This is a genomic window from Amycolatopsis sp. NPDC050768 (genome assembly GCF_040654155.1).
Classification (GTDB): domain Bacteria; phylum Actinomycetota; class Actinomycetes; order Mycobacteriales; family Pseudonocardiaceae; genus Amycolatopsis.
This window is the reverse complement of the sequence record NZ_JBFAHL010000020.1, coordinates 156,945-183,528: the sequence shown is the minus strand read 5'-3', so window position 1 is coordinate 183,528 and position 26,584 is coordinate 156,945. Positions and strand designations below refer to the sequence as shown.

Genomic DNA, 26,584 nt, shown 5'->3' with positions numbered 1-26,584 from the left:
GGGCCGCGAAGCGGCTGCGCGGAGACAGAAAAAGGCCGCCCCGGGCGAACCCGGGGCGGCCTTCGAGAACCGGCGAGCGTCACGCAGTCGGCGGCTCGTACACCTTCGTCAGCTTCCCGGCCGCGGTGCGGTCCAGGAGCCACAGCGTCCGCCGGTAGCCGCGGGCACCCGACACGGGCACCTGCACCTCCGGCGCACCCGCGAGAGCCAGCGACACGGCCTCGGCCTTCGCTTCACCCGCGGTCATCAGCCACACCTCACGCGCGCGGCGGATGGCCGTGAGCGTGAGCGAGACGCGGGTCGACGGCGGCTTGGGGCAGTCGCGCACCGCCACCACCGAAAGCCGCGTCTCGTGCACAGCGGGCGAGTCCGGGAACACCGAAGCGGTGTGCCCCTCCCCGCCGAGGCCGAGCAGGCAGATGTCGAACGCGGGCACGCCGCCCTCGTCCGGGCCCGCCTGCGAGGCCAGCACCTCCGCGTACGCCGCGGCCGCGGCGTCCGCGTCGTCACCGAACTCGCCGTCCGACGGCGCCATCACGTGCACGCGCTTCGGGTCGAGCGGCACGTGGTCCAGCAGGGCCGCACGCGCGCCCTTCTCGTTGCGTTCGTCGGAGTCGGCCGGGACGAACCGCTCGTCGCCCCAGTAGACGTCCAGGCGCGACCAGTCGATCGCGTCGCGCGCGCTGGAGGAGTTGAGCTCCTCGAGCACCGCGATGCCCGTGCCGCCGCCGGTGAGCACGACCGAAGCCGAGCCCTTGGCCGCCTGCACGTCGACGATCCGGGTGACCAGCCGCGCCGCCGCGGCGGCCGCCAGGAGGCCGGCGTTCTCGTAGACGACGACCTCCGTGCGGCTCACGAACCGCTCTTTTCCGCCTTGGCCTTACCGGCCTTCTTCGCCGGAGCCTTGGCCGCCGCGGCCTTCGGCTTCGCAGCCGCAGAAGCAGCCTTCGCCGTGGTCGTCGGCGCGGAGATCTTGGGCAGCCCGTGCAGCGCCGCCTCGAAGACCTCGTCCGGGTCGAGCCGGCGCAGCTCCTCCACCAGGCACTCCGGGTTGCTCCGCCGCTGCAGCGCGATGCGCCGCGCCGGCTGGCCCGGCTGCGTCAGCGTGCCGACGCGGCCGTCGGGCCGGGTCAGCTCCACCGCACCCGAACGCCGTTCGAGCTCGACGGAGATGATGCCCTGCGCGCTGGAGCTCTTGATCCGCTTCACCGGCACCTTGAGGTACTCGGCGAGCCAGCCCGCCAGCAGCTCCGTGGACGGCGAGTCGGCCTCACCGGTCACGGTCGCGGCCGTGATCTCCTCGTACGGCGGCAGGTCCAGCGCCGACACGAGCTGCGCACGCCAGTGCGTCAGCCGCGTCCACGCCAGGTCCGTGTCGCCCTCCACATAGGCCTTCGCCCGCGTGGTCAGAGCCCTTATGGGGGCCTTCTCCGCGGCCGAGTCGGTGATGCGCCGCTGCGCGATCGCGCCCAGCGGGTCCTCGGCCGGGGCCTTCGGACCGGCGCCCGGCCACCACGTGACGATCGGCGCGTCGGGCAGCAGCAGCGGCACGACCGCGCTCTGGCCCTGCGCGGCGAGCGGCCCGTAGAGGCGAAGCACGATGACCTCGCTCGCGCCGGCGTCGCCGCCCACGCGGATCTGGCCGTCGATGCGCGGAGCCGCCGTGCGGGCGCCCTTCGCGACCACGATCACGCGCGACGGGTGCTCCCGGCTGGCGTGGTTCGCGGCCTCGATGGCCTCCTCGAGCTTGGCGTCGTCGTCCGCCACGATGACCAGGGTCAGCACCCGGCCCAGCGCGACCTGACCGCCCTGGTCGCGGATCTCCACCAGCTTCTTGTTCAGCTGCGAAGTCGTGGTGGATGGCAGGTCGATGATCACGGACGCCTCCAGTTCCGGCCCGTACGCTCCAACATCTCGTCAGCGCTCTGCGGACCCCACGTGCCCGGCGCGTACTGCTCCGGCGCGCCTTCCTTGGCCCAGTGCTCCAGGATCGGGTCGAGGATCTCCCAGGAGAGCTCGACCTCCTCGTTCACCGGGAACAGCGACGGCTCGCCCAGCAGCACGTCGAGGATCAGCCGCTCGTACGCCTCGGGGGAGGACTCGGTGAAGGCGTGGCCGTAACCGAAGTCCATGGTGACGTCGCGGACCTCCATCGTGGTCCCCGGCACCTTCGAGCCGAACCGCAGCGTGATGCCCTCGTCCGGCTGCACGCGGATGACCAGCGCGTTCTGGCCCAGCTCCTCGGTGGAGGTGGAGTCGAACGGCAGGTGCGGCGCGCGCTTGAACACCACGGCGATCTCCGTGACGCGCCGGCCCAGCCGCTTGCCGGTGCGCAGGTAGAACGGCACACCCGCCCAGCGGCGGTTCTGCACCTCCAGCGTCACCGCGGCGTAGGTCTCGGTCTTGGAGTCCTTCGCGAAGCCCGCTTCCTGCAGCAGGCCCGGGACCTTCATGCCGCCCTGCCAGCCGCCGGCGTACTGCCCCCGCGCGGTGGTCTCGTCGAAGGGCCGGATCGGCATGGTCGCCGCCAGCACCTTCGCCTTCTCCGAGCGCAGCGCCTTCGGCTCGAACGACAGCGGCTCGTCCATCGCGGTCAGCGCGAGCAGCTGCAACAGGTGGTTCTGGATGACGTCGCGCGCGGCGCCGATGCCGTCGTAGTACCCCGCGCGGCCGCCGAGGCCGATGTCCTCGGCCATGGTGATCTGCACGTGGTCGATGTAGTTCGCGTTCCAGATCGGCTCGAACATCTGGTTGGCGAAGCGCAGCGCCAGCAGGTTCTGCACCGTCTCCTTGCCGAGGTAGTGGTCGATGCGGAACACCGACTCCTCGGGGAAGACGTCGTTCACGATCCCGTTGAGCTCCTTGGCGCTCTTGAGGTCGTGGCCGAACGGCTTCTCGATGACCACGCGGCGCCAGGTCGTGGCGTCGGTGGCGGCCAGGCCCGAGCGGGCCAGCTGCTTGGTCACCACCGGGAACGCGCCCGGCGGGATCGAGAGGTAGAACGCCGTGTTGCCGCCGGTGCCGCGTTCGGCGTCCAGGTCCTTCACGGTCTGGGCGAGGCGGTCGAAGGCGTCGTCGTCGTCGAACGTGCCCTGCACGAAGCGGATGCCCTCGGCGAGGCGGTTCCAGACCGACTCCTTGAACGGCGTCCGCGCGTGCTCGCGCACCGAGTCGTGCACCAGCTCGCCGAAGTCCTGGTGCTCCCAGTCGCGGCGCGCGAACCCGACCAGCGAGAAGCCGGCGGGCAGCAGGCCGCGGTGGGCCAGGTCGTAGATGGCGGGCATGAGCTTCTTGCGGGCCAGGTCGCCGGTGACCCCGAAGATCACCAGGCTCGACGGGCCCGCGATCCGCGGGAGGCGCTTGTCGCGCGGGTCCCGCAGCGGGTTCTGCCAGGTCGTCACTCGCCGGCCTCCTGTACGGCCCGCACGAGCTCGGCAAGCCCGGCGGCCCGGTCGGTCAGGTGCAGCCGCAGCACGGGACGGCCGTGGTCGGCGAGGACCTGACCGTCGCCGAGAGCCTGCGCGTGCTGAAGCTGTCCCAGGGTGTAGGGGCGGTCCGGCACACCCAGGTCCTCGGCGACCGCGCCGGTGATCTGGAGGAAGCTGCCGTTCTGGTGGCCGCCCTTGTGGTACTGCCCGGTGGAGTGCAGGAACCGCGGACCCCAGCCGAACGTCGTCTGCACGCCGGTGCGCTTGGCGATCTCGCCGCGCAGCAGCGAGGTCGACGCGTCGTCGAGCCGGTCGAGGTAGGCCTGCACGGCGAAGTAGCCGCCGTCGGCGACCGAGCCGAAGAACGCGCGCAGCACGTCCACCAGCTTTCCTTCCGTGGCAACGCCTTCACTGCCGAAGACCTCGACGGAACCGTCCACAGTGGCCGGAGCCTCCTTGCCGGACAGCTTCTCCGGCTCGTCCAGCAACGCGCGCGCGGCCTTCTTCGCGGCCTCGACGTCGGGCTGGTCGAACGGGTTGATCCCGATCAGCCGGCCGGCGAGCGCGGTCGCGAACTCCCACAGCAGGAACTGCGCGCCGAGCGGGCCCGTCACCGAGATCTTCGCGGCGCCTTCCGCGGCACCGACGGCGACCGGGGTCGCGTCGGACTTCGCGTCGGCGAAGCCGGGGGCCTGCGGACCTTCGACGGCCACGGGCAGCAGGCCCGTGCCCAGCTTGCCGGTCGACTCCGCGATCAGCTGCTCGGCCCACTCCGGGAAGCCCTTGACGCCGGAATCGCTGCTTTGAGAAGGCACTGTGGCCAGCACGACCTTCTCCGCGCCGCCCTCGTGGGCGGCGGCCCAGGCGGCCGCCAGCTTGATCGCCGGGTTGTCGGCCGAGTCGGAGCCCAGCACCTCGGCCACCGCGGCGGCCTGGTCCAGCAGACGCGCGATGTCCGCGCCCGCGAGACCGGCCGGCACGAGGCCGAACGCGGTCAGCGCCGAGTAGCGGCCGCCGACGTGCGGGTCGGCCAGGAAGGTCTTGCGGTAACCCTCCTTTTCGGACAGCTCCGCGAACGGCGAGCCCGGGTCGGTCACGACCACGATCCGCCGTGCCGCGTCGATCCCCGCGTCGGTGAAGGCCTTCGCGAAGATGCGCCGGTGGCTGTCGGTCTCCACAGTGCCGCCCGACTTCGACGACACCACGATCACCGTGCGCTCGAGGTCGCCCGCGAGCGCGTCGGCGACCTGGCCCGCGTCGGTCGTGTCGAGCACCGTCAGCGCGACACCCGCGGTGGCGGTGATGACCTCCGGCGCGAGCGACGAGCCGCCCATGCCGGCGAGCACCACGCGGTCCACGCCCTCGGACTGCAGCTCCGCACGCAGCGCCTCGATCTCACCGATCAGCGGCCGCGACGACTTGTGCAGCGACGTCCACGAGAGCCGGATCGACGCCTCGGACTCGGCGTCCGGTCCCCACAGCGTCGCGTCCTGCGCGGCGAGCTTCGACGCGGCCTGGTCGGCGACGAGGCGCTCGACCAGCGGCGCCGCCTTGCCTGCCAGTTCGGCGTCGACGAGCTCGACGCCGGTTTCGTCCCCTGTCATGGTCTGGCTTCAGCCCTTCGCCTTGTTCAGCTGGCCGGTCACCGTCTCGAGCAGCTCCTGCCAGGACTTCTCGAACTTCTCGACGCCCTCGGTCTCGAGGACCACGAACACGTCCGGCACGTCGATGCCGGCGGCGCTCAGCTTGTCGAACACGCCCTGCGCCTCGGCGCCGCGGCCGGACACCGTGTCGCCGGTGAGCTCGGCGTGGTCGGCCACCGCGTCCATGGTCTTCTCCGGCATCGTGTTCACGATGTCGCGGACCAAGAGCTGGTCGACGTAGCGGGTGTCGGAGTACGCCGGGTCCTTGACGCCGGTCGAGGCCCACAGCGGACGCTGCGCGTTGGCGCCGGCGGCCGCCAGCGCCTGCCAGCGGTCGCTCGCGAAGAGCTCCTCGAACTTGGCGTAGGCGAGCCGGGTGTTGGCGATGGCCGCCTCGCCGAGCAGTGCCTTGGCCTCGTCGGTGCCGATCTTGTTCAGGCGCTTGTCGACCTCGGTGTCCACACGGGACACGAAGAACGACGCGACCGAGTGGATGCCCTTGAGGTCGTGGCCGTTGGCCTTCGCCTGCTCCAGGCCCGCGAAGTAGGCGTCGATGACCTGCGCGTAGCGCTCGACGGAGAAGATCAGCGTCACGTTGATGCTGATGCCCTCGGCCAGCGCCGCGGTGATGGCGGGCAGGCCCTCGTCGGTGGCCGGGATCTTGACCATCAGGTTCGGCCGGTCCACGGCCTTCCACAGGTCCTTGGCCTCGGCGATCGTCTTGTCGGTGTCGCGCGCCAGGCGCGGGTCGACCTCGATGGAGACGCGGCCGTCGGTGCCGTTGGTGGCGTTGTAGACATCGCGGAACAGGTCCGCGGCGTTGCGCACGTCGCTGGTCGTCAGCTCGCGGACGGTGCCGTTGAGGTCCGCGCCGCGCTCGGCCAGCTCCTTGACCTGCGCGTCGTAGGCTTCGCCCTTCGACAGCGCGTTGGCGAAGATCGTCGGGTTGGTCGTGACGCCCACGACGTGCTTGTCGCGGATCAGCGCGGCGAGGTTGCCCGAGTTGAGCCGCTCGCGGGAGAGGTCGTCCAGCCAGATGGAGACGCCCGCCTCCGAAAGCTGTGCGAGCCGATCGGTGGTGCTCATACCTTCTTCATCCCCTTCAAGGAAGAAATTCAGTTCTTGGTGTTGGCGATCGAGCGACGGGCGGCCTCGACGACCTTCTCCGGGGTGAACCCGAACTCACGGAACAGTGTGGCGGCGTCGGCCGAAGCACCGAAGTGCTCGATCGAAACGTTCACCCCCGCGTCACCGGTGAAGCGGTGCCACGACTGCGCGATTCCGGCTTCGACGGACACGCGCGCCTTGACGGCCGGCGGCAGCACCGCGTCGCGGTAGGACTGCTCCTGCGCGTCGAACCACTCGACGCACGGCATCGACACGACGCGGGTCGGCACGCCGTCGGCCTCGAGGGTCTTGCGGGCCGCGACGGCCAGCTGGACCTCGGAACCGGTGGCCATCAGCACGACCTCGGGAGTGCCGTTGGAGGCCTCTTCGAGCACGTAGCCGCCGCGCTTCACGCCTTCGGCGCTGGTGCCCTCGAGCACCGGCACGTTCTGGCGGGTGAGCGCGACACCCGACGGGTGGTGCACGTCTTCCAGCACGGCCTTCCACGCGTAGGCGGTCTCGTTGGCGTCCGCCGGGCGGACGACGTTGAGGCCCGGGATCGCGCGCAGCGCGGAGAGCTGCTCGATCGGCTGGTGCGTCGGGCCGTCCTCGCCGAGGCCGATGGAGTCGTGCGTCCACACGTACAGCGTGGGCAGGCCCATCAGCGCCGCGAGCCGGACCGGCGGGCGCATGTAGTCGGAGAAGATGAGGAACGTCGCGCCGTACGGCCGGGTGCCGCCGTGCAGGGCGATGCCGTTGAGGATCGAGCCCATCGCGTGCTCGCGGATGCCGAAGTGCAGCGTGCGGCCGTACGGGTTCGCATTCCACGCCGAGGTGGTGGCCTTCGCCGGGCCGAACGAGTCGGCGCCCTTCATCGTGGTGTTGTTGCTCTCCGCCAGGTCGGCGGAGCCGCCCCACAGCTCGGGCAGCGGGTCGCGCAGCGCGTTGAGGACCTCACCGGAGGCCTTGCGGGTCGCGATGCCCTTGGGGTCCGGGTCCCAGTGCGGCAGGTTGTCGGCGAAGCCCTCGGGCAGCGTGCGGGTCGCGAGCCGGTCGGCCAGCGCCTTGCGCTCCGGGTTCGCCGCGGCCCACGCGTCGTAGCGCTCCTGCCACGCGGCGTGCTCCTGCTTGCCGCGGTCGAGGGCCTTGCGGGTGTGGGTGATGACCTCGTCGTCGACCTGGAAGGTCTGCTCGACGTCGAAGTCGAGGATCTCCTTGACCGACTTGATCTCGTCGGCGCCGAGCGCGGCGCCGTGCGCCTTGCCGGTGTTCATCTTCGTGGGCGCCGGGTAGCCGATGATCGTCCGCAGCGCGATGAACGACGGGCGCTCGGTCTCCGCCTTGGCGGCCTCGATGGCCTCCTCGATCGCGGTGACGTTCTCGCCGCCCTCGACGACCTGCACGTGCCAGCCGTAGGCCTCGTAGCGCTTCGCGGTGTCCTCGGACAGCGCGATGTTCGTGTCGTCCTCGATGGAGATCTTGTTGTCGTCCCAGAAGAGGATGAGGTTGCCCAGTTCCTGGCGGCCCGCGATCGACGAGGCCTCGGAGGTCACACCCTCTTCGATGTCGCCGTCGGAGGCGATCGCGTAGATGTGGTGGTCGTAGATGCTCTCGCCGGGCGCGGCGTCGGGGTCGAGCAGGCCGCGCTCGCGACGGGCGGCCATCGCCATGCCCACCGCGTTGGCCAGGCCCTGGCCCAGCGGGCCGGTCGTGGTCTCGACGCCCTTGGTGTGGCCGAACTCCGGGTGGCCCGGGGTCAGCGAGCCCCACGTGCGCAGCTGCTTGAGGTCCTCGAGCTCGAGGCCGTAGCCGGCGAGGTACAGCTGGATGTAGAGGGTGAGGCTGGAGTGCCCCGCCGAGAGCACGAAGCGGTCGCGGCCGCGCCAGTGCGGGTCGGTCGGGTCGTGGCGCATGGTCCGCTGGAACAGCGTGTAGGCGAGCGGGGCGAGGCTCATCGCGGTGCCCGGGTGACCGCTGCCGACCTTCTCGACGGCGTCCGCGGCGAGGACCCGGACGGTGTCGACGGCGCGGGAGTCGGTCCCGGTCCAGTCGGCGGGCACGTCACGCCGGAGCAAAGGGTTGTTCTCGCTGGTAGAGGCGGTTTCGGACACTGAACTCGAACTCCCCGTCCTGAGGTTGTCGCTTGCTTTCCGTCGTGGTGTAGCCGGTGTGCACTGCCAGTAATCTCAATCGATCCCGAAGGGACGATATTCCTGCTGGGAGCACTGCGCCGGGGTACCACGCGGCCCGTCCGCGACAGCCTAGTGCTTGGGGTGTACTCCGGGCAGCCGCGACAGCCGCGCCCGGCCCGTCCGGCCGGGTGATCCCGCCCATGCGGGTCGCCCGCCGTCCGCCGCTGGTCACGGGCCGTGCAAAAGGGACGATCGAGGGGACCGAACGGACCCGCCGGACACCGCGACCGGTCCTTCCGGACACACCGTGCGCCACCGTTGTCGTCGAGCGTGAACCCCGTGGCGTGACGCAGAAGACAGGCCGCGGCGTGTCGAGGACCCTCGATCACGCAGGCGGATTCGCCACGTCTAACATCGAACGCGGGCCTGGTCCGGGAGCTTCACCAGTTCCATCGCGGTCTTCCGGATCGTCGCCCGGCCCCGAACTGACCCAGGGAGTGAAATGTCGTTGGTGAACGCTGCGCACGGACGCAGTGAGAACACCAGCGCCGAACACCCGAACGGTGAACGACCGCGTGGTGCCCGGCGAAGTGTCCGCCAGGTTGTGGGTGCCTACGCCGCGCTCGCGAAGCCGAGGGTGATCGAGCTTCTCCTCGTCACCACGATCCCGGCGATGTTCCTCGCGGGCCGCGAGATCCCTTCGCCGTGGCTCGTGCTCGCCACGCTCGTGGGCGGCACGATGGCCGCCGGCAGCGCCAACGCGCTCAACTGCGTGATCGACGCGGACATCGACAAGGTGATGAACCGCACCAAGAAGCGCCCGCTGGTGAAGGACTCGGTGCCGCGGCGCAACGCGCTGATCTTCGGCCTCGTGCTCGGCGTCGCTTCGTTCGTCGTCCTGTATTTCACCGTGAACCTGTTGTCGGCGATCCTCGCGATCGCGACCATTCTGTTCTACATCTTCGTCTACACCCTGGGCCTCAAGCGGCGCACGTCGCAGAACGTCGTGTGGGGCGGCGCCGCCGGCTGCATGCCGGTGGTCATCGGCTGGGCCGCCGTGTCCGGCACCGTGCAGTGGCCCGCGTTCGTCATGTTCGGCGTCATCTTCTTCTGGACGCCCCCGCACACGTGGGCCCTGGGCATGAAGTACCGCGACGACTACGAGCGCGCGGGCGTCCCGATGCTCCCGGTCGTGGCGACGCCGCAGCACGTGGCCAAGCAGATCGTCATCTACTCGTGGGTGATGGTCGCCTGGACGCTCCTGCTGCTGCCCGTCACCAGCTGGCTGTACGCCACCTTCGCGGTCCTCGCCGGCGCCTGGTTCCTCTTCTACGCCCACCGCCTCCAGGCCGCCGTCCGCCGCGGCGAGGAGACGAAGCCCATGTCGCTGTTCCACCGCTCGAACACGTACCTGATGATCGTGTTCGTCGCGCTGGCCGTGGACTCGGCGATCGGGTTGCCGACGCTCGGCTTGCCGTTCTGATTTTTTGACCAGCAGCGCCGCCGTGGCTTCGGCCCGGCGGCGTTTTGGCGTGTGGACCAGGCCCGGCCCAGTGCCGGCTGCGGGGTCGGTTGTGGGTACGAGTTCGGCCTCGTCGGTTTTCACAGGATTGCGCCCGGTCTGGCCTCCCAGGTCCGGTCACTCCGCGTTCTGCGCAGGGCCGCTCGGTTCGCCCGCGACGTCGCCCTGAACCGGTGCTGCTACGGCAACCCGGGCGACGTCCACAACCTGAGTTCACCCGTGTTGCCACCCCGGAGTCGCGGGAAAGTGAGCGGTTCCGCACGCTCCACGGCCTCCGATCCTCCTGAGCCGCCCTCGGGAATGGCGTAGTCTGGTTGGCCGTTGTGTTCTTCCGGCTCTCCGCCGCCTTTCCCCGATGCGAAAGCAGGATTCACCTTGTCCGTGTCCCCGGACCGGGAAGCAGACCGCGCCCTCGAGGACGGTACGCCCGAGCACGCCGCCGAGCTGGCGCGTGAGCAGGCGTATGTCACGACGCTGTACACGAAGCTCGACGCCGAGCGGGTCGAGGCCCAGCGTCGCCTCGACACCACGCTGCGGCAGACCGGCGGCACCCCGCAGGCACGCACCGAGCGGGACGTCGCCACCACGCTGTACTCCGACCGGCTCGCGCAGCTGGGGTCGGTGGAGCAGGGGCTGTGCTTCGGCCGCCTCGACTTCGTGCCCGAGAGCGCCGAAGAAACCACCTACATCGGCCGCCTCGGGTTGTTCGAGGAGGACGACGACTACCGGCCGCTGCTGGTGGACTGGCGGGCGCCCGTCGCGCGGCCGTTCTACCTCGCCACGGCCGCCTCGCCCGACGGTGTGCGCCGGCGGCGGCACCTGCGGTCGCTGAGCCGGAAGGTCACGGGGTTCGACGACGAGATCCTCGACCTCTGGGCCGCCGACCAGGGCCAGGACCTCGGGCTGGCGGGCGAGGCCGCGCTGCTAGCCGCCCTGGAACGCCGGCGCACGGGCGAGATGAGCGACATCGTCGCCACCATCCAGGCCGAGCAGGACCGGATCATCCGCGCGCCGCTCGGCGGGGTGATGGTGGTGCAGGGCGCGCCGGGCACGGGCAAGACCGCCGTCGCGCTGCACCGCGCCGCGTACCTGCTGTACACGCACCGCCAGCAGCTCACCACGCGCGGCGTGCTCGTGGTCGGGCCCAACAGCACGTTCCTGCGCTACATCGGCCAGGTCCTCCCGTCGCTGGGTGAGACCGGCGTGCTGCTGGCCACGATCGGGCAGCTCTACCCGGGCCTCGACGCGGAGGGCATCGAGCCGCCCGAGGCCGCGGAGGTCAAGGGGCGCCTGGTGATGACCGACGTGCTCGCCAGCGCCGTGCGCGACCGCCAGCGCGTGCCCGAGCCCGTGGTGGAGATCGAGCACGAGCGGGAGATCCTCAAGCTCGACCGCAAGACCTGCGTCGAGGCCCGCACCCGCGCGCGCCGCTCGCGCCGGCCCCACAACCTCGCGCGGCGTCTGTTCGTGTCCGACGTGCTCGACGCGCTCACCCGCCAGGCCGCCCGCAAGCTGGGGGAGGACCTGCTCGACGCACAGGACGTGCAGGACATCCGCGCCGAGCTCGCCGCCAGCCCCGCCGTGGCCGCCACCGTGAACGAGCTGTGGCCGAAACTGACGCCGGAAGGCCTGCTAGACGACCTGTTCGCCGAGCGCGAACACCTCGATCGCGCCGCCGGCAAGCTGCTGTCCGAGGCCGATCGCGCGCACCTGGAGAGTGGCCGCGACGCGAAGTGGACCCCCGCCGACGTGCCGCTGCTCGACGAGCTGTCCGAGCTGCTCGGCGAGGACGACAGCGAGGAGCGCGCCGAGCGCCGGCGCCGCGAGCGCGTCGAGCGTGCCTACGCCGAGGGCGTGCTGCACGTCCTGGAGCAGGACGAGGAGATCCAGGACGAGGAGATCCTGCGCGTGTCCGACGTGCTCGACGCCGAGCTGTTCGCCGAGCGCCAGCAGGAGCGCAGCGAGCTGACCGCGGCCCAGCGCGCCGCGCAGGACCGCACGTGGACGTTCGGGCACGTGATCGTGGACGAGGCCCAGGAACTGGCCGCCATGGACTGGCGCCTGCTCATGCGCCGCTCGCCCAACCGCTCGATGACGCTCGTGGGCGACGTCGCGCAGACCGGCGCGCCCGGGGGAGCGCGCACGTGGGACGAGGTCCTCTCGCCCTACGTCGCCGACCGCTGGCGCCTCGAGCAGCTCACCGTGAACTACCGCACGCCGGCCGAGATCATGGCCGTGGCCGCGCGCGTGCTGGCGCAGCTCGACGTGGACCTCGTGGCCCCGGCGTCGGTCCGTGAGACGGGCGTGGCGCCGTGGTCGAAGGCGACAAGCGACCTCGACGCAGATCTGGGCGGTCTCGTCGCGCAGGAGCTGTCCGCTGTGGACGGTGGCACCGTGGCCGTGCTCACACCGGCGGCTCGGCTCGCCGCCGTGGAAGCCGCGGTGCCCGCCGACGAACGCGTGAGCGTGCTCACGGTCGAGCGCGCCAAGGGCCTCGAGTTCGACGCCGTTCTGCTGGTCGCGCCGGACGAGATCGTCGCGGCGTCACCGCGCGGGCTCAACGACCTGTACGTGGCCCTCACGCGCGCGACCCAGCGGCTCGGCGTGGTCCAGACCGGTGACGTCGTACCGGCATTGGCAGAGCTTGGCTAGGGTGCCGGGCATGCAGAGAATCGGCAAGATCGCCTCCGTGGGCGCCGTGGCCGTGGCCGCGGCGTTCAGCCTGACCGCGTGCGGCGGCGGCGACACCGCGGCCCAGCCGTCCGGCACCCCGTCGGCCCCGGCCGCCCCGTCGAGTTCGGCCGCTGCGGCCGGCGCCCAGACCAAGGGCCGCGAGTGCACCGCGGACGACATCAAGACCACCGGGACCTTCGGCCAGGCGCCGACCATCACCATCCCGGACGACTGCGATCCGCCGAAGAAGCTGATCACGAAGGACCTGGTCCCGGGCACCGGCAACGGCGCGAAGGCCGGCCAGGAACTGTCGATGAACTACACGCTGGTCACGTGGTCGGACAAGAAGAAGCTCGACAGCTCCTTCGACAGCGGTGAGCCGTTCTCCCTGCCACTGGGCGCGGGCAAAGTCATCCCCGGCTGGGACCAGGGCCTCGTGGGCATCAAGCAGGGCGGGCGCCGGCTGCTGATCATCCCGCCCGACCTCGGCTACGGCCAGGGCGGCAACGGCATCGCGCCGAACGAGACCCTCGTCTTCGTCACCGACGCCGTGACGGTGCCGAACGACAAGAGCTGACCGTGCCCGCCTCCGTCGGTCCTCGCCCCGCTTGAAGCGCCCCAATGTGGCGTTCGGTGCGTTGAGCGCAACGAACGCCGCATTGGGTGCGTTGGGTGCACCGAACGCCACATTGGGGTCGGTAGGGCGAAAGCGTCAGGGATGACGCGTCACGGGATGAGGATCAGCTTCCCGGTCGTCCGGCGGCCCTGCAGGTCTTCGTGGGCCTTGCGGGCGTCGGCCAGCGGGTAGCGCCCGCCGATGCGGATGTTCAGCGAACCGTCGGTCACGGCGGCGAACAGCTCGTCGGCGCGCCAGTCGAGCTCCTCGCGCGTGCGGACGTAGTGAACGGACGTCGGGCGGGTCAGGAACAGCGAGCCGCCCGAGTTGAGGCGCTGCGGGTCGATCGGCGGCACCGGGCCGCTGGCCGCGCCGAACAGCGCGAGCATGCCGCGGATCCTCAGGCTGGACAGGCTGCCGTCGACGGTGTCCTTGCCGACGCCGTCGTAGACCACGTGCACGCCCTCGCCGTCGGTCAGCTCGCGCGTCACCTTGGCGAAGTCCTCCCGGTCGTAGCGGATCACGTGGTCGGCGCCGGCCCCGCGGGCCAGCTCGGCCTTCTCCTCGGTGGACACCGTGCCGATCACGCGCGCGCCCCGCGCCTTCGCCAGCTGCACCAGCAGCAGGCCGACGCCGCCGGCCGCGGCGTGGACCAGCACGTCGTCGCCCGGCTTGACCTCGTAGGTCGAGCGGATGAGGTAGTGGGCCGTGATGCCCTGCAGCATCGTGGCGGCGGCGATCTCGTCGGACACGCCGGCGGGCACCTTCACGGCGCCGGCCGCGGGCAGGAGCTTGCGCGCCGCGTAGCTGCCCAGCGAGCCCTGCCAGGCCACGCGGTCACCCGGGGCGAACGCCGTCACGCCCTCGCCGACCTCGGCCACGGTGCCCGCGCCCTCCAGCCCGAGCACGAACGGCAGGTCGATCGGGTAGATGCCCTGGCGCTGGTAGGTGTCGATGTAGTTGACGCCGGCCGCGGCCACGTCCACCAGCAACTCACCGGCACCGGGCGAGCCGACCTCGACCTCGGTGACCTCCAGTACCTCGGGACCACCGGTCGTCTTGACCTGCACAGCGGACGGCATGTTTCCTCCTCGCGTCGGGTTCGGCTCTCACCAGGTGCCAACTATGGCCGACGCCACGCTTGTTCCGCGCCACCGGGTGAGACCGGTTAAGCTCGCCGACGTGGCTGAGGAGACCGAGCAGACGCCCCCCGCACCGACCGGCCGGCAGCTGGCCGCCGCCCGTGACTTCGTGGCGCGGCACGGGAAACCGTCGCGCGCGGTGGTCGAGAACATCGGCCGCGTGGGCGCTCGCGTGGTGCTCGTGGGAGCCGACGGAGCCCTCGGCGACGTGATCGTGCCGGCCCCGGAGACGGGCACGGCGCTCGTCGAGGCGGTCGAGGACCTCGAACCCGCCGAATGGGACAGCGAGACCGTGAAGGCGACCAAGATCGGCGCGGCCCACCGCCGCAAGATGGCCGGTCCGCGAGCCGGCCGGTGAACCGCGAAGCGATCTTCGTCGCCTGCGCGCAGATGCCGGAAGGCGACGGCGACGACACCGCCGCCGCGGCCGCCCTCGACGACTTGGGCTTCACCGTGCGCTGGGCCGTGTGGGACGACCCGGCCGCCGACTACACGAGCGCCGACCTCGTGGTGCTGCGCGCGACCTGGGACTACCCCGAGCGCCGCGCCGAGTTCCTCGACTGGTGCGAGACCGTGCCGACACTGGCCAACCCCGCCGCGGTCGTGCGCTGGAACACCGACAAGTCCTACCTCGCCGAGCTGATCGAGGCAGGCGTGCCCACGGTGCCGACCACGCTGGTCGAGCCGGGTGAGCAGGCGAAGTGGCCGAAGGTGCCGTTCGTGGTGAAGCCCTCGGTCGGCGCGGGCTCTCGCGGCGCCGCCCGCTTCGGCGCGGACGCCGCCGGTGCGGCCGATCACCTGCGCGAGCTGCATGCCGACGGCCGCACCGCCGTCATCCAGCCGTACCAGTCCAGTGTGGACACCCAGGGCGAGATCGCGCTCGTGTACTTCGGCGGCGTTTACTCGCACGCCTTCACGAAAGCGGCGATGCTCGGCGCCGGCACCGACCCGTCCGGCCTGTTCCTCACGGAGACGCTCGCCCCGGCCGTCCCGGCGTCCGGTGTGCGTGCCGTCGCGGAAGACGCCCTGGACGCGGCGTGCTCCCTGATGGGCATCCTGCGCGCCGAACTGCTCTACGCCCGCGTGGACATCGTGCGCGGCGAAGAGGGACACCCGCTGGTGCTGGAGCTGGAGCTGGCCGAGCCGTCGCTGGGCTTCCGCAACGCCGACGCGGGGGCCCCGTTGAGGTTCGCGTCGGCGGTGCGGCAGCAGCTGGCCTAGTTACTTCAAGCCCGGTTACTTCAAGCCCGACGACGCCAGCCCGTCGATCACCCGGCGTTGCAGCAGGATGAACAGGATCAGGATCGGCGCCATCGCCAGCAGGCTGGCGGCCATCAGCACGGGGTAGTTCACCGTCACGTCGCCGGCCAGGGTGGCCAGCGCGGCCGACAGCGGCATCTGCGTGGCGCGCGTCGACACCACGAGCGGCCACAGCAGCTCGTTCCACGACCACAGCACGGCCGAGATCGCGAGCACGCTGATGCTCGGGCGCACCACCGGCAGGAGCACGCTCCAGAACGTCCGCAACGGCCCGCTGCCGTCGATGCGCGCCGCCTCCTCCAGCTCCGCCGGGAGGTTGAGGAAGGCCGTGCGCATCAGGAAGGTGCCGTACGCGCTGAACAGCCCGGGCGCGACGATGCCGGCCAGGGTGTTGAGCCAGCCGAGGCCCTGCACGATCTGGTACTGCGAGATCAGGTACGCCTGCGAGGGCACCAGCAGGATCGACAGCACGAGACCGAGCAGCACCGCCCGCCCGCGGAAGCGCATGCGGGCGAACGCGTACCCGGCGAGCGTGCACAGCACGATCTGGGCGAGCGTGCGGATCACCGTGATGAGCACCGAGGTCCACAGCTGCGACAGGAACGGCAGCCGCTGGAACACCGCCGCGTAGTTCTGCCACTGCAGGTGCGCCGGCCAGAACGTGGGCGTCACGCTCTGCACCTCGGCGTTGGTGGACAACGACATCACGATCTGCCACAGGAACGGGAAGGCCATGATCAGCCCGCCCACCCCGAGCACGAGGTGGATCAGCGCGTGGGACTGCCGCCGGCGCCGTGTTCTAGGCATTGCCGGTCCACCTCCGTTGCAAGCGGAACTGCACGAGCGTGACGAGACCGATGAGCACGAAGATGACCATCGCGATGGCCGCGGCGAAACCCTTGTCGTTCTGGACGAAACCCGCGTCGTAGAAGTAGTAGACGAGCGACATCGTCTTCGGCAGCACCGCGTTGTGGTTGCCCAGCAACGCATACAGCAGGTCGAAGAGCTGGAAGCTCGCGATCGTGGTCACCACGATCACGAAGAACACGCTGGGCGCCAGCTGCGGCAGCGTGATCGAGCGGAACTGGCGGAAGCGGCTCGCGCCGTCGAGCTCGGCGGCCTCGTACAGCTCCGTCGGGATGTTCTTCAGGCCCGCGCCGAGCACGATCATCGAGAAGCCCAGCGAGGACCACAGGCCCACCACGGCCACCGCGGCGAGCGCGAAGCCCGGTGTATTGACCCACGACGGGCCGGTGATCCCGATCCGCGAGAGCGCCCAGTTGAGGATGCCGTAGTCGCCGTTGAAGATCATGCGCCACACCAGCGCGACGGCCGCGGGCATCGCCACGTACGGCAGGAAGAACAGCACGCGGTAGAACTGCGCGAACCGCAGGCCCGGGGTGTTGAGCAGGCTCGCGAGCCACGCCGCGATCGGCACGCCGAGCAGCACCACGGCCGTGTAGATCAGGGTGTTCAGCAGCGACCGGTACAGCTGCGGGTCGGTGAACAGCCGGCTGTAGTTGTCCAGCCCGGACCACTTGAAGCCACCGAACACGCCCCAGGTGGTGAACGAGTAGAACGCCGTCTGCAGGATCGGCCAGATGTAGAAGACGAGCACCCCGGCCAGCAGCGGCAGCACGAACGCCCAGGGCCACAGGCCGTCCCCGCGCCGGACGCCGCGCCGCTTCCGCCGGGTGGCGGGAGCGGCGGGCGCCGGAGCGGACTCGGAGACGTCGGCGGACACGGCGCTCATTCCTTGGCCAGGTCCGCGTTCATCTGTGAGGTCAGATCCTTCAGCACGGCGTCGACGGGCTTGGTGCCGTCGAAGGCGTCGGGCAGCAGGTTGGTCTCGAGCGTGTTCCACGCGGCCGTGTTCTTCGACACCGGCAGCGGCTTGGCGTAGGAGACCTCGTCGAGGAACAGCTGTAGGTCCACCCCCGGCATGGACTTCGCGAACGCGTCCTGCGTGCCGTTATAGGCCGGGATCACCGCACCGAGGTCACCTTGCTGCTGCTGGGCTTCCTTGCTCGCGAGGAACACCTGCAGCGCCTGCGCGGCCTGCTTGTTGGGGCTGTTCGTGGCGACCACATTGGACAGACCGTGGATCACGGTCGCCTGCTGGTCGCCCTTCGGCACGGGGAGCACCATGACGTCCTTGGCGATGGGCGCCGCTGCGACCTCGCTGCGGGCCCAGCTGCCACCCTGGTACATCGCCGACTTGCCGGACACGAACCACTGGTCACCGGTGGTGTCGGTGAGCTGCTTCATCGTCGGCATCGCCTTGGACTTCACCAGGTCGGTCCAAAACTGGATGCCCTTCTGCGTCTTCGGGTCGTCGTAGGCGGACGTCTTGCCGTCGGGCGAGATCACCGAGCCGCCGGACTGGAAGATGGTGTTGTAATAGGTGGTCTGGCCGTCCATGCCGGCGGAGATGCCGTAGACGCCCTTGCTGGAGAGCTTCTGCGAGATCTGCGTGGCGGTGGACTGCAGGTCGGCCCACGTCCAGTCCTTGCTCGGGATCGGCACGCCGGCTTCGGCGAACAGTGCCTTGTTGACCCAGACGCCGATGGTGTCGAAGTCCTTCGGTACGCCGTACTGCACACCGTCCAATGTGTACAGCTGGTCGAGCGACTGCGGGTAGTTCTTCGGGTCGATCGCGCCGGCCTTCACCTCGCCGGTGACGGGCTCGATCTTGCCGTTGCTCGCGTAGAGCTGGAAGTTGGGGCCGTTCATCCAGAACAGGTCGGGCAGGCTGTCGCTGGAGGCCTCGGTCTGCAGCTTGGTGAAGTAGTTCGCGTACGGGGTGACGTCCACGTTCACCTTGATGTTCGGATATTTCTTGTTGAACTCGGCCAGGTTGGCGTTGATCGCCTTGACCTGGGTCTGGTCCCAGACCGCGTAGGTCAGGTTCGCCGAGACGCTTGCGTCGGGCGGGCTGTACGGGGTGTCCGAATCGGACGCGGTGGACGCACCCGTGGACGAGCACGCGGCGAGCGTGGCGGCGGCGGCCACCGTGCCGGCCACCGCGGCCAGGGCTCGGCGGGGGAATGAAGCCATCGGGATTCCTTTCAGCGGGCGGGGGAGAGGATCAGGGTCAGCGGGTGTCGGTGGGGAAGTGGGCGCGCACGGCGGCGGGCAGCTCGGGCACGTCGAGGGGGACCGAGCCATTGCGCAGCGACCGGGTGGCCAGCGCGCCGGCGGCCACGGCCTCGCGGGCGGCGACCGGCGAGAGCGTCGGCGTCTCGCCGTCGATCACGTACCGCAGGAACTCGGTCATCGTGAGCAGGTCGGCGTCGGCGTGGCCTTCTTCGACGCCTGAGATCGGGTACTCGCGGTCGCCGTCGGCGGACCAGCCGCGGCGGTGGTTCCACACCTTCACCACGCCGCCGCCGGTGTCGCCGAAGTTCTCGGCGCGGCCTTCGGTGCCGATCACGGTGTAGTTGCGCCAGTAGTCCGGGGTGAAGTGGCACTGCTCGTAGCTGGCGAGTACGCCGTTGTCGAGGGTCATGAGCACCAGGGAGACGTCCTCGACGTCGACCACCTCGTTGAGGCCGGTCTGCGCGGCCGGGGGCCAGTTGTCGAAGGAGAACCAGTCCTGCATCAGCTCGTTCTCGTGGCCGCCGCGGTCGGTGATGCCGCCGTAGACCGCGAGCTGCCCCATGCCGACGACGCGGCGGGTGTAGCCGCCGGCCAGCATGTGGATCACGTCGAGGTCGTGGCTGGCCTTCTGCAGCAGCAGGGAGTTGACCTTGCTGCGGTCGGCGTGCCAGTCCTTGAAGTAGTAGTCGCCGCCGTTGCCCACGAAGTGGCGGCACCACACGGTTTTGACCTCGCCGATCTCGCCGCGGGCGACGACTTCGCGCAGCGCGCGGGCCACGCCCGAGTGCCGGAAGTTGTGTCCGATGTAGAGCGGCGTGTTCGACTCCTGTGCGGCGGCCAGCACGGCGTCGGCGTCTTCGAGCGTGATCGCGAGCGGCTTCTCGAGGTAGACGGCGATGCCCGCGCGCAGCAGGTCGACGGCGATCTCGGCGTGAGTCCAGTCCGGCGCGGTCACGATCGCGGCGTCGACGAGTTTGCGGTCGATCAGATCCGTGTGCTGCTCGACGACGTCGATCTCGCCGAACAGCTCACGGGCCCGGGCGCGGCCGGCCTCGGTCGGGTCGGCCGCGGCCACCACGGTCGCGGCCAGCCCGGACTCCGCGATGTGCCGGGCGATGACGGCGCGCTGGCCGACTCCCACCACACCAACGCGGACAGCTTCGCCGTTTCCCACCTGGTCACCTCACCTCTGCGTGATATTGATCTGTATGATGGCAAACCAATCACTAATGCACAACACGCGATGATGAGTCTGCTCAGACGCGTGCGCGAACCGTTACGTGGGCCTCGGCCGGTCCGGGGTCAGCTCGCGACCACGAGCTCGACCGACGCGGCGGCAAGCTCGGCGGCGAACGAAGCGGGCACTTCGGCGTCCGTGACCAGCACGTCGATCTCCGCGAGGCGGCAGATGCGAGCGAAGGTGGACTTCATCAGCTTCGTGGCGTCGGCGACCACGATCACGCGCCGCGCGACCTGGCTGAAATGCCTGCTTACCTCGGCTTCTCCCTCGTGCAGGGTGGTGGCGCCGTACTGCGCGCTCAGCCCGTCGACGCCGAGGATCACGGTGTCGAGGGCGAACGCCGCGAGTGCGTTCGACACCAGTGAGCCGACCAGCTCGTAGGACTGGCGTCGGGCCACGCCGCCGGTGACCACGATCTTCACGTGCGCGCGCACTGACAGCTCATATCCGATGTTCAGGGCGTTGGTCACGATGGTCAGGCCGGTTTCGCCGTCGGCGCGGATGAACCGCTCGCTCTTGCCGAGTGCGCGGGCGACCTCGGTGGTCGTGGTGCCGCCGTTGATCCCTACCGTCTCGCCGGGCCGGACCAGCTCGGCGGCGGTGCGGGCGATCGCGGTCTTGGCCTCGGCCTGGCGCGCGATCTTGTACTGCAGCGGCAGCTCGTAGCCGGCGCCGAGGGCTGCTGCGCCGCCGTGCGTGCGGGTGATCAGGCGCTGGTCGGCGAGGATCGAGAGGTCGCGGCGCGCGGTGGCGGGGGAGATGCCGAGCGTTTCGCCGATCTCCGTGATCGTCACGTTCCCTCGTTCGCTCACCAGCTCGAGCAGGGCGTTGAGGCGTTGCTGGGGTGTCATCGGGCGGCTCGCGTTCGAGGTCGAGGGGTAGGACCGACTCATCCTAGAGGTCATCTCCACTGAGCCGGATGATTGAAGATGACGTATATCGCTCACTCCAATCAAGAATGATCGTCTATGCTCACCATGCGATCACGTCGATCGCCCTCGGATCGAAAGGTCTCCATGTCCGACTCCTTCGTGTCCCGTGAGCTGGCGTCCCAACCGCAGATGTGGCGCACGGCGGCAGAGCTGTTCCCCTCCGTCGCGAGCGCGCTGCCGCAGCCGGGGGAACGCGTCGCCGTCGTCGGGTGCGGCACCAGCTGGTTCATCGCCATGAGCTACGCCGTCGCGCGCGAGCAGCGCGGGCACGGCCTGACCGACGCGTTCGCCGGGTCCGAGTACCCGCGTGAGCGCCAGTACGACCGCGTGGTCGCGATCTCGCGCTCCGGCACCACGACCGAGATCGTCGACCTGCTCGGCGCGCTCGACTCGCAGCGCACGGTGCTGATCACGGCCGTGGGCGACGCGCCGGCCGCCGCGGTGGCCGACGAGGTCGTCGAACTTCCCTTCGCCGACGAGGAATCCGTGGTGCAGACGCGGTTCGCGACGACCACGCTCGCGCTGCTGCGCGCGGGGCTCGGCGACGACGTCGAAGCGCTGGCGGCGCAGGCCGAGCAGGCGCTGCAGGTGCCGATCACCGAGCTGCTCGACGCCGAGCAGGTGAGCTTCGTCGGCCGCGACGCCGCCGTGGGCCTCACGTTCGAAGCCGCGTTGAAGACTCGCGAGGCCGCGCAGTTCTGGGCGGAGTCGTACCCGGCCATGGACTACCGCCACGGCCCGATCGCGATCGCGCAGCCCGGCCGGCTCGTGTGGTCGCTCGGCGCGACGCCCGAGGGCCTGGCCGACGACATCGCCCGCACGGGCGCGACGTTCGTCCACCACGACCTCGACCCGATGGCGGCTTTGGTTGTGGTGCAACGGTTCGCCGTCGCGCTGGCCGTGCGCCGCGGGCTCGACCCCGACCACCCGCGCTCGCTCACGCGCTCGGTCATCCTCACCTGATGGCGGTGCTCGGTGTCGACGTCGGCGGCACCACGGTCAAGGCGCGTGTCACCGGCGACGACGGCGCGGTGCTCGCGCAGTGGCGCGAGCCCACGCCGACGGGCGACCCGCAGGCGCTGGCGGGGCTCGTGCGCCGTGCCACCGAGTGGTACCCGGTCGACGCCGTGGGCCTCGTCGTGCCCGGCATCGTCGACGAGCGTGCGGGGCTGTGCCTGCAGGCCGTGAACCTCGGTTGGCGCGACGTTCCGGTGCGGGAGCTCGTTTCCGCTTCGGTGGACGTGCCGTTGGCGTTCGGGCAGGACGTCCGCGCCGGCGCGCTGGCCGAGGTCCGCACGGGCGCGGCGGCCGGTTCTTCGGAACCGGTTCTGTTCGCGGCCGTCGGCACCGGCCTGGCCGGCGCCCTCGTGGTCGACGGCCGGGTGCTCGACAGCCCGTGGGCCGGCGAAATCGGCCAGGTGCTCTTGGCCGGCGGCGGACGGGTGGAGGAGGTCGCCTCGGCCTCCGCCCTCGCGCGCCACGCCGGCGCGCCCGACGCCTTCACCGTCGCCGAACGCGTCCGCGGCGGCGACGGTGCCGCCCTTACCGCTTGGCGCGAGTGCGTCCGCGTGCTCGCCGAGTCCATCGCCTGGACCACCGCCGCCGTGGGTTGCGGCACCGTCGTGGTCGGCGGCGGACTGGCCGAGGCGGGCGCCCTGCTGCTCGACCCGCTCACTCACGAGGTCGCTGCCCGCCTCGGCATCCTCCGCGCGCCGTCGGTCGTCCGCGCCCACCACGGCGACGCGGCCGCGGTCATCGGTGCGACGTTGCTGGCGCAGGACTTGCTGGCCGCGGGAGTGGCCCGATGACCGGCGTGATGTTGCTCGATTCGGCAGCGGGAGCCACCGATCGCGTGGCTCGGCACGAGTCGGTGACCGTGCGAACTCACCGAGGTTGCGCGGCGCTTGTCGGCACAGGACTCGCTCGTCGTGGGCGTCCTCCCGTGATCGGTGCGACGTTGCCGGCGCAGGACTTGCCGGCCGCGGGAGTGGCCCGATGATCGTCGTGGTCACGCCGAATCCGGCGGTGGACGTCACCTACCGCGTGGCGCGGCACGAGCCCGGGGAGACGAACCGCGTTCTCGAGGTCCAGCGCCGGCCCGGTGGCAAAGGGCTGAACGTCGCGCGGGTGCTGGCCGGGCTGGGGGTCGAGGTGCTGGCCCTGCTGCCGCTCGGGGGTGAGGCCGGGCGGTGGGTCGCGGGCGAACTGACTGTGCCGCACGAAGTCTCGCCGCTCGCCGGGGAGACGCGGACGACGGTGACCGTCGTGGGTGAGGGGCATCCGACCGTCTACACCGAGCCCGGGCCGCAGACGAGCGAAGCCGAGTGGACCGCGTTCGGTGAGCTGCTCGGACGGCGGCTCGCGGGCGCGGAACTGCTGGTCGTCTCGGGATCGTTGCCGCGTGGGGCGCGGGCGGAGTTGCTCGGGGACTGGGTGCGGGCGGCGCACGAGGCAGGTGTCCGGGTGCTCGCCGACGTTTCCGGGCCCGCACTGGTGGCAGCGGCGAATGCCGGGGCGGATGTGGTGAAGCCGAACATTGCCGAGCTGCTCGATGCGACGTCCACTGTGGACGAAAACGACGGCGTCGCCGAACTGAAGCGGCGAGGCGCCGGGCTCGTGGTTGTCTCCCGCGGTGCCGAGGGAATTGCCGCGCACACAGCCGAACAAGTCATCGAAATCCCCGCCGTCCCCGGCGTCACCGGAAACCCGACCGGAGCCGGCGACGCCGCGACCGCCGGCCTCGCGGCGGCGCTTGTCGACGGCGTCCCCCTGGCCCAAGCGCTTCGCCGCGCCGCCGCGCTCGGGGCGGCGGCCGTGCTGCGCCCGGTGGCGGGCGAGGTCGATGTCGAGGCCTACCGACGTTTTCTCGAACCGAACGGAGAACCCGCATGATCACCCGCCCGGCTCTCGCCCGGATCCTCGCGTCGGCGCGTGAGCGCAACGCCGCGGTCGGCGCGTTCAACGTCATCCTGCTCGAACACGCCGAGGCCATCGCGAGCGGCGCCGAGCAGGCCGGCGTGCCCGTGGTGCTGCAGATCAGCGAGAACTGCGTGCGCTATCACGGCGGGCTGGCGCCGATCGCGCTCGCGTCGCTGGAGATCGCCAAGCGCGCGAAGGTCGAGGTGCTCGTGCACCTGGACCACATCGAGGACCAGGACCTGGTGCGCGAAGGCGTCGAGCTCGGCGTGGACAGCGTGATGTACGACGGGTCCCGCCTGCCCTACGACGAGAACGTGCGCACCACCCGCGAGATCGCCGACCTGTGCCACGCGGCGGGCATCGCCGTGGAGGCGGAGCTCGGCGAGGTCGGCGGCAAGGACGGCGTCCACGCTCCCGGCGCCCGCACCGACCCGGCCGAGGCCGCCGCGTTCGTGAAGGCCACGGGCGTCGACGCGCTGGCGGTCGCCGTCGGCACGTCGCACGCCATGGTGTCGCGCACGGCCAGCGTCGACCGCGCGCTCGTCTCGCGGTTGCGCGACGCGGTGGCGGTGCCGCTGGTGCTGCACGGCTCGTCCGGCCTGTCCGACGACGAGCTGCGCGGCGCCGTCGAGAGCGGGATGACGAAGATCAACATCTCGACGCACCTGAACGGCCTGTTCACCCGCTCGCTCAAGCAGTTCCTCGACGAGCGGCCGGACGTCGTCGACCCGCGCAAGTACGTCCGGCTCGGGCGCGCGGCCGTCGAGGAGGAGACCGCGCGCCTGCTGCGCCTGCTGGCTGCCTAGGCTTTTCGCTTGGCGGCCAGGCGACCGGCTCGGGGCCACCGCACGTCGGTGGCCCAGCCGCAGCGCTCGAACAGCCAGATCACGCGCGCCGACACGTCGACCTGGCCGCGCAGCACGCCGTGGCGCGCGCAGGTCGGGTCGGCGTGGTGGGAGTTGTGCCACGACTCGCCCATGGACAGGATCGCGAGCGGCCAGAAGTTGGCGGCCTTGTCGCGGCTGGCGAAGGGGCGTTCGCCGATCAGGTGGCACACGGAGTTGACCGACCAGGTCACGTGGTGCAGCAGCGCGATGCGCACCAGGCCCGCCCAGAAGAACGCCGTGACAGCGCCCCACCACGACCACGTGATCAGCCCGCCCAGCGCGGCCGGCAGGGCGACGCTGAGCGCGATCCACAGCGCGAAGAAGCGGTTCACCAGCCGCAGGTCGCGGTCGCCGACGAGGTCCGGGGCGAAGCGGTCGGCGTTGGTCACCTCGCGCTTGAACATCCACCCCATGTGCGCGTGCCAGAACCCGCGCAACAGCGCCGCCGGCGACGTGCCGAACAGCCACGGCGAGTGCGGATCGCCCTCGCGGTCGGCGAACGCGTGGTGGCGGCGGTGGCTCGCGACCCAGAAGATCACCGAACCCTGCACCGCCATGCTCCCCGACACGGCCAGCGCGATCCGCAGCGCGCGCGGCGCCTTGAACGCGCCGTGCGTGAAGTAGCGGTGGTACCCGACGGTCACGCCGAGCGTGCCGAACGTGTAGAAGACGACGAACAGCGCCGCGTCGACCCAGCTGAGCCCCCAGCCCCAGAGCAGGGGAACGGCGGCGACCAGCGCCACGAACGGCACCAGCAGGAAAGTCTTGAGCACGACCATCTCCGCCGGACCCCGGCGTCCGGAGATCAACGGCTTCACGGTGCTGGACTGGACGGACGTCATGAGCGTCACCTCGCGGCGCTTCGGATGGCGATTCCGAGCCGAAGAGTAAGTGCCCGTTCTGTCCGCTGCGCCGACGGCGAGCCGACGGAGAGTTACGAAGGCGTGGCCGTCCGGGGCGTCAGCCGGCCGGGGTGAGTTCGCGGTCCGTCGGAGGCGCCGGCTCCAGCGACATCACCGGGCCGCGGTCACGGGTGCCGGTCCACAGCGCCGCCGTGACGACGATGACCAGGGCCGAGCCGAGCACGTGGAACGACACCATCGCCTCGGGGACGCCGAGCGCGTACTGCACGGTCCCCACCACACCCTGCGCGAGCGCCACCGCCCAGACCCACGCGTAGCGCTGCCACACGCTCTTCGGGGCGCCCACGCGCAGCAGCTGCAGGCCGAAGACCGCGAGGACCACGAGGTAGACGATCAGGAGTCCGCTGTGGACCTGAGCGAGCTTCTCGATGGGGACGTCGAGGCGGTGGGTGTGGATGTCGCCGCCGTGCGGGCCGGCGCCGGTGACGGTCGTGCCGGCGATGAGGACAGCCCACATCAGTACCGTCAGCAGCACCAGCACCTTGCGACCCAGCGGCGGCACGATCGGGCGCGCGGGTTCGTCGCCCTCGCGGAACGCGCGCAGCAACAGCACGGCGAGCCAGATCAACGGCGTGGACGCGAGGAAGTGGATCGCGACCGTCCACCACTCCAGCTTGGCCAGCACGGTCATGCCCCCGAGCACGGCCTGCAGCACGACGCCGCCCGGCATCGTCCAGGCCAGCACCAGCAGGCGCTTGCGGCTCGGGTGGTCGATGAGGATGCGCCACGCCGTGAGCACAGCCAGGGCGGCCACGACGATGACCGCGCCCGTCAGCATGCGGTTCGAGAACTCGATCCACTGGTTGACCGCGTGGATCCCGGGGTGCTGCACCGGCACGAGACTGCCGGGCACGCACTGCGGCCACGTCGGGCAACCGAGGCCCGAACCCGTCACCCGCACCACGGACCCCGTGACGCCGATGCCGCCCTGCGCCACCACGGCGGCGATCCCGACGGCCCGCTGGACCGCGGCGGAGGGATAGGGCAGGCGGGCGATCAAACTGCGAAGAGGCACGGGGGAATCGTACTCGCGCGCAATTCCGCGCTTTCCCGCCGCATGC

23 protein-coding genes are annotated in these 26,584 nt (G+C 70.8%); 9 read left to right on the top strand and 14 right to left on the bottom strand.

Annotated elements, in window-relative coordinates; translation table 11 throughout:
* Positions 1-79 precede the first annotated feature (79 nt).
* Genes pgl through tkt form a run of 6 tightly spaced genes read right to left on the bottom strand, consistent with a single transcriptional unit; the run spans position 80 to position 8,289 of the window.
* Positions 80-856, bottom strand: a complete 777-nt coding sequence (gene pgl / locus AB0H62_RS41440) for a 6-phosphogluconolactonase (protein WP_220238701.1) — start codon at positions 854-856, stop codon at positions 80-82.
* Positions 853-1,878, bottom strand: a complete 1,026-nt coding sequence (gene opcA / locus AB0H62_RS41435) for a glucose-6-phosphate dehydrogenase assembly protein OpcA (RefSeq protein WP_220238702.1) — start codon at positions 1,876-1,878, stop codon at positions 853-855. The genes pgl and opcA overlap by 4 nt, the downstream gene beginning before the upstream one ends.
* Positions 1,875-3,401, bottom strand: coding sequence for a glucose-6-phosphate dehydrogenase (gene zwf / locus AB0H62_RS41430; protein WP_220238703.1), 1,527 nt, complete (start codon positions 3,399-3,401; stop codon positions 1,875-1,877). The genes opcA and zwf overlap by 4 nt, the downstream gene beginning before the upstream one ends.
* Positions 3,398-5,032 carry a glucose-6-phosphate isomerase gene (locus AB0H62_RS41425; RefSeq protein WP_220238704.1) on the bottom strand — a complete coding sequence of 545 codons (1,635 nt, stop codon included), beginning with the start codon at positions 5,030-5,032 and terminating at the stop codon, positions 3,398-3,400. The genes zwf and AB0H62_RS41425 overlap by 4 nt, the downstream gene beginning before the upstream one ends.
* A 9-nt stretch (positions 5,033-5,041) precedes the next feature.
* Positions 5,042-6,157, bottom strand: a complete 1,116-nt coding sequence (gene tal / locus AB0H62_RS41420) for a transaldolase (protein ID WP_220238705.1) — start codon at positions 6,155-6,157, stop codon at positions 5,042-5,044.
* Positions 6,158-6,186: 29 nt separating this feature from the next.
* Entirely contained in the window at positions 6,187-8,289 is a 2,103-nt protein-coding gene (gene tkt, locus AB0H62_RS41415; RefSeq protein WP_360591975.1) for a transketolase, read from the bottom strand.
* A 523-nt stretch (positions 8,290-8,812) separates the two neighbouring features.
* On the opposite strand from tkt, the gene AB0H62_RS41410 reads away from it, so the two are divergent.
* The 3 genes from AB0H62_RS41410 to AB0H62_RS41400 all read left to right on the top strand — a co-directional run bounded on the left by AB0H62_RS41410 (position 8,813) and on the right by AB0H62_RS41400 (position 13,082).
* Positions 8,813-9,793: a heme o synthase gene (locus tag AB0H62_RS41410; protein WP_220238707.1), complete on the top strand. Its 981-nt coding sequence runs from the start codon at positions 8,813-8,815 to the stop codon at positions 9,791-9,793.
* A 414-nt stretch (positions 9,794-10,207) separates the two neighbouring features.
* On the top strand, positions 10,208-12,484 hold the full coding sequence (locus AB0H62_RS41405) for an ATP-binding domain-containing protein (protein ID WP_360591974.1): 2,277 nt from the start codon (positions 10,208-10,210) through the stop codon (positions 12,482-12,484).
* Positions 12,485-12,494: 10 nt separating this feature from the next.
* The gene (locus tag AB0H62_RS41400; RefSeq protein ID WP_220238709.1) at positions 12,495-13,082 is read left to right on the top strand and encodes an FKBP-type peptidyl-prolyl cis-trans isomerase; all 588 of its coding nucleotides are present in this window, start codon (positions 12,495-12,497) and stop codon (positions 13,080-13,082) included.
* A gap of 149 nt (positions 13,083-13,231) precedes the next feature.
* Here AB0H62_RS41400 and AB0H62_RS41395 read toward each other — a convergent pair whose 3' ends face one another.
* Complete coding sequence (locus AB0H62_RS41395) at positions 13,232-14,203, bottom strand: quinone oxidoreductase (RefSeq protein WP_360591973.1); 972 nt, start codon at positions 14,201-14,203, stop codon at positions 13,232-13,234.
* A 100-nt stretch (positions 14,204-14,303) separates the two neighbouring features.
* On the opposite strand from AB0H62_RS41395, the gene AB0H62_RS41390 reads away from it, so the two are divergent.
* A complete protein-coding gene (locus AB0H62_RS41390; RefSeq protein ID WP_220238711.1) occupies positions 14,304-14,621 on the top strand; it encodes a hypothetical protein in 318 nt (105 codons plus the stop codon).
* Positions 14,618-15,484: a hypothetical protein gene (locus AB0H62_RS41385; protein ID WP_220238712.1), complete on the top strand. Its 867-nt coding sequence runs from the start codon at positions 14,618-14,620 to the stop codon at positions 15,482-15,484. Before AB0H62_RS41390 ends, AB0H62_RS41385 begins: the two co-directional genes overlap by 4 nt.
* A gap of 15 nt (positions 15,485-15,499) precedes the next feature.
* On the opposite strand, the gene AB0H62_RS41380 is transcribed toward AB0H62_RS41385, so the two are convergent.
* The 5 genes from AB0H62_RS41380 to AB0H62_RS41360 all read right to left on the bottom strand — a co-directional run bounded on the left by AB0H62_RS41380 (position 15,500) and on the right by AB0H62_RS41360 (position 20,713).
* The gene (locus AB0H62_RS41380; RefSeq protein WP_220238713.1) at positions 15,500-16,330 is read right to left on the bottom strand and encodes a carbohydrate ABC transporter permease; all 831 of its coding nucleotides are present in this window, start codon (positions 16,328-16,330) and stop codon (positions 15,500-15,502) included.
* Positions 16,323-17,267, bottom strand: a complete 945-nt coding sequence (locus tag AB0H62_RS41375; RefSeq protein WP_220238714.1) for a sugar ABC transporter permease — start codon at positions 17,265-17,267, stop codon at positions 16,323-16,325. The genes AB0H62_RS41380 and AB0H62_RS41375 overlap by 8 nt, the downstream gene beginning before the upstream one ends.
* Before the next feature lie 5 nt (positions 17,268-17,272).
* The gene (locus AB0H62_RS41370; RefSeq protein WP_360591972.1) at positions 17,273-18,580 is read right to left on the bottom strand and encodes a sugar ABC transporter substrate-binding protein; all 1,308 of its coding nucleotides are present in this window, start codon (positions 18,578-18,580) and stop codon (positions 17,273-17,275) included.
* Positions 18,581-18,617: 37 nt separating this feature from the next.
* Positions 18,618-19,796 carry a Gfo/Idh/MocA family oxidoreductase gene (locus AB0H62_RS41365; RefSeq protein WP_360591971.1) on the bottom strand — a complete coding sequence of 393 codons (1,179 nt, stop codon included), beginning with the start codon at positions 19,794-19,796 and terminating at the stop codon, positions 18,618-18,620.
* Positions 19,797-19,924: 128 nt separating this feature from the next.
* Positions 19,925-20,713 (bottom strand): DeoR/GlpR family DNA-binding transcription regulator, encoded by a 789-nt coding sequence (locus tag AB0H62_RS41360; RefSeq protein WP_220238717.1) that lies wholly within the window; start codon positions 20,711-20,713, stop codon positions 19,925-19,927.
* Between the two features lie 165 nt (positions 20,714-20,878).
* On the opposite strand from AB0H62_RS41360, the gene AB0H62_RS41355 reads away from it, so the two are divergent.
* From AB0H62_RS41355 to AB0H62_RS41340, 4 genes are all read left to right on the top strand, one after another.
* Positions 20,879-21,757, top strand: a complete 879-nt coding sequence (locus tag AB0H62_RS41355; protein ID WP_220238718.1) for a sugar isomerase — start codon at positions 20,879-20,881, stop codon at positions 21,755-21,757.
* Positions 21,757-22,602 carry an ROK family protein gene (locus AB0H62_RS41350; RefSeq protein ID WP_360591970.1) on the top strand — a complete coding sequence of 282 codons (846 nt, stop codon included), beginning with the start codon at positions 21,757-21,759 and terminating at the stop codon, positions 22,600-22,602. The genes AB0H62_RS41355 and AB0H62_RS41350 overlap by 1 nt, the downstream gene beginning before the upstream one ends.
* A 187-nt stretch (positions 22,603-22,789) precedes the next feature.
* The gene (locus AB0H62_RS41345) at positions 22,790-23,686 is read left to right on the top strand and encodes a hexose kinase (RefSeq protein ID WP_360591969.1); all 897 of its coding nucleotides are present in this window, start codon (positions 22,790-22,792) and stop codon (positions 23,684-23,686) included.
* Positions 23,683-24,519, top strand: coding sequence for a class II fructose-bisphosphate aldolase (locus AB0H62_RS41340; protein ID WP_220238721.1), 837 nt, complete (start codon positions 23,683-23,685; stop codon positions 24,517-24,519). The genes AB0H62_RS41345 and AB0H62_RS41340 overlap by 4 nt, the downstream gene beginning before the upstream one ends.
* Here AB0H62_RS41340 and AB0H62_RS41335 read toward each other — a convergent pair.
* A complete protein-coding gene (locus AB0H62_RS41335; protein WP_360591968.1) occupies positions 24,516-25,442 on the bottom strand; it encodes an acyl-CoA desaturase in 927 nt (308 codons plus the stop codon). The two genes, AB0H62_RS41340 and AB0H62_RS41335, sit on opposite strands and share 4 nt — an antisense overlap.
* A gap of 118 nt (positions 25,443-25,560) precedes the next feature.
* A complete protein-coding gene (locus AB0H62_RS41330) occupies positions 25,561-26,538 on the bottom strand; it encodes a COX15/CtaA family protein (RefSeq protein WP_360591967.1) in 978 nt (325 codons plus the stop codon).
* Between the last annotated feature and the right edge of the window lie 46 nt (positions 26,539-26,584).

Coding starts and splice junctions, on each gene's coding strand:
- AB0H62_RS41355 (WP_220238718.1), top strand. CDS start 20,879: ATGTCCGACTCCTTCGTGTCCCGTGAGCTGGCGTCCCAACCGCAGATG.
- AB0H62_RS41370 (WP_360591972.1), bottom strand. CDS start 18,580: ATGGCTTCATTCCCCCGCCGAGCCCTGGCCGCGGTGGCCGGCACGGTG.
- AB0H62_RS41345 (WP_360591969.1), top strand. CDS start 22,790: ATGATCGTCGTGGTCACGCCGAATCCGGCGGTGGACGTCACCTACCGC.
- AB0H62_RS41410 (WP_220238707.1), top strand. CDS start 8,813: ATGTCGTTGGTGAACGCTGCGCACGGACGCAGTGAGAACACCAGCGCC.
- AB0H62_RS41425 (WP_220238704.1), bottom strand. CDS start 5,032: ATGACAGGGGACGAAACCGGCGTCGAGCTCGTCGACGCCGAACTGGCA.
- AB0H62_RS41400 (WP_220238709.1), top strand. CDS start 12,495: ATGCAGAGAATCGGCAAGATCGCCTCCGTGGGCGCCGTGGCCGTGGCC.
- AB0H62_RS41360 (WP_220238717.1), bottom strand. CDS start 20,713: ATGACACCCCAGCAACGCCTCAACGCCCTGCTCGAGCTGGTGAGCGAA.
- AB0H62_RS41350 (WP_360591970.1), top strand. CDS start 21,757: ATGGCGGTGCTCGGTGTCGACGTCGGCGGCACCACGGTCAAGGCGCGT.
- AB0H62_RS41395 (WP_360591973.1), bottom strand. CDS start 14,203: ATGCCGTCCGCTGTGCAGGTCAAGACGACCGGTGGTCCCGAGGTACTG.
- AB0H62_RS41380 (WP_220238713.1), bottom strand. CDS start 16,330: ATGCCTAGAACACGGCGCCGGCGGCAGTCCCACGCGCTGATCCACCTC.
- tal (WP_220238705.1), bottom strand. CDS start 6,157: ATGAGCACCACCGATCGGCTCGCACAGCTTTCGGAGGCGGGCGTCTCC.
- AB0H62_RS41340 (WP_220238721.1), top strand. CDS start 23,683: ATGATCACCCGCCCGGCTCTCGCCCGGATCCTCGCGTCGGCGCGTGAG.
- AB0H62_RS41335 (WP_360591968.1), bottom strand. CDS start 25,442: ATGACGTCCGTCCAGTCCAGCACCGTGAAGCCGTTGATCTCCGGACGC.